Raw genomic sequence first — 1545 nt, forward strand, 5'->3', positions numbered from 1 at the left:
GTGCTTTGGGGGTCATCCAGAGTTTCTGTGGATAACTTTGTTGACAACCGGGCTCGACACGCCGGCGAGCCTTGAAAATCAAGCCTCTGACTGGATTGCCCTCAAAAAAAGCAAAGTTCAATCTCTATATAAATCAACAACTTAGCGTCGCTATTGGTTTAGGAGCAAAGAGGGGAGGCCTACAGATAATCTTGCGCAGTGCAACACGTGTTTTGTGCATAAGTCGGTGTTCCTACACCGTTTTTATGCTTGACAAACGCCGGGAAATCGATTTTTGGGGCCGCAGCCGCGTCCCTGCGGCTGGCGGCTCTTTTACCGTTTTTAACTTTTGCGCAAGGCACGCGATTGTGCGTGCACCGCCTGCACCAGGGCCGCCACGTGGTCCGGCGGCGTGAACTGGCTGATGCCATGGCCCAGGTTGAAGATGTGGGTCGGGCCCTTGGAAGCGGCATCGGCATGCGGCTGGCCGAAGGCCTGCAGCACCTTCGCCACCTCGGCCTCGATCTRCGCGGGCGGTGCGAACAGCACGTTGGGGTCGATGTTGCCCTGCAGCGCCTTGGCCTTGCCGTCGGTGCCTTCGCCGACCAGCCGGCGCGCGGCCGAGAGGTTCACGGTCCAGTCGACGCCGAGCACCTCGCAGTCGAGTTCGCGCATGGCTTCGAGCCACAGGCCCCCGCCCTTGGTGAAGACGATGCGCGGCACGGGCTGGCCGTCGGCGCCGTTGCGCTTGAGGCCGGCCAGCACGCGCGCCGTGTAGGCGAGGCTGAATTCCTGGAACGCGCCGTCGGCCAGCACGCCGCCCCAGCTGTCGAACACCATCACGGCCTGCGCGCCGGCGTCGATCTGCGCATTGAGATAGGTGGCCACCGAATCGGCATTGACCGCGAGCAGGCGGTGCATCAGGTCGGGGCGGTTGTAGAGCATGCTCTTGACGAGGCGGTAGTCGCTCGAGCCCGCGCCTTCCACCATGTAGCAGGCCAGCGTCCAGGGGCTGCCCGAAAAGCCGATCAGCGGCACGCGACCGGCCAGCGCCTTGCGGATCGACGCCACGGCGTCGAAGACGTAGCGCAGCTTGGCCATGTCGGGCACCTCGAGCGCCGCGACGGCCGCTTCGTCCTGCACGGGGCGTGCAAAACGCGGGCCTTCGCCGACCTCGAACGAAAGGCCCAGGCCCATGGCGTCGGGCACGGTGAGGATGTCGGAGAAAAGAATGGCCGCGTCGAGCGGATAGCGCTCGAGCGGCTGCAGCGTGACTTCGGTGGCGTAGTCGACGTTGGTCGCCAGCCCCATGAAGCTGCCGGCCTTGGCGCGGGTGGCCACGTACTCGGGCAGGTAGCGTCCGGCCTGGCGCATGAGCCAGACGGGCGTGTGGTCGGTGGCCTGGCGCCAGCAGGCCCGCAGGAAAGTGTCGTTTTGCAAGGGGGCGAAGGGCATGCCCCGATTGTCGCAGGGGGAGTGGGCTTTGCTTTCGCTGCTTGTTCGGGGGCTCTTGTTCAGGGCGCGTGCACAGGCCACCGGGTACTCCCCTCCGCGAATGTCCCCCGT

The 1545-nt window shown here is 64.7% G+C and carries 1 protein-coding gene; it reads right to left on the reverse strand.

Translation table 11 applies throughout. The features are described from left to right. Nucleotides 1–321: 321 nt before the first annotated feature. Nucleotides 322–1434: a uroporphyrinogen decarboxylase gene (hemE, locus tag AC1DOC_RS33130; protein ID WP_478131505.1), complete on the reverse strand. Its 1113-nt coding sequence runs from the start codon at nucleotides 1432–1434 to the stop codon at nucleotides 322–324. Nucleotides 1435–1545 lie beyond the last annotated feature (111 nt).

It is taken from the genome of Variovorax sp. 01T439_2, from assembly GCF_056398445.1.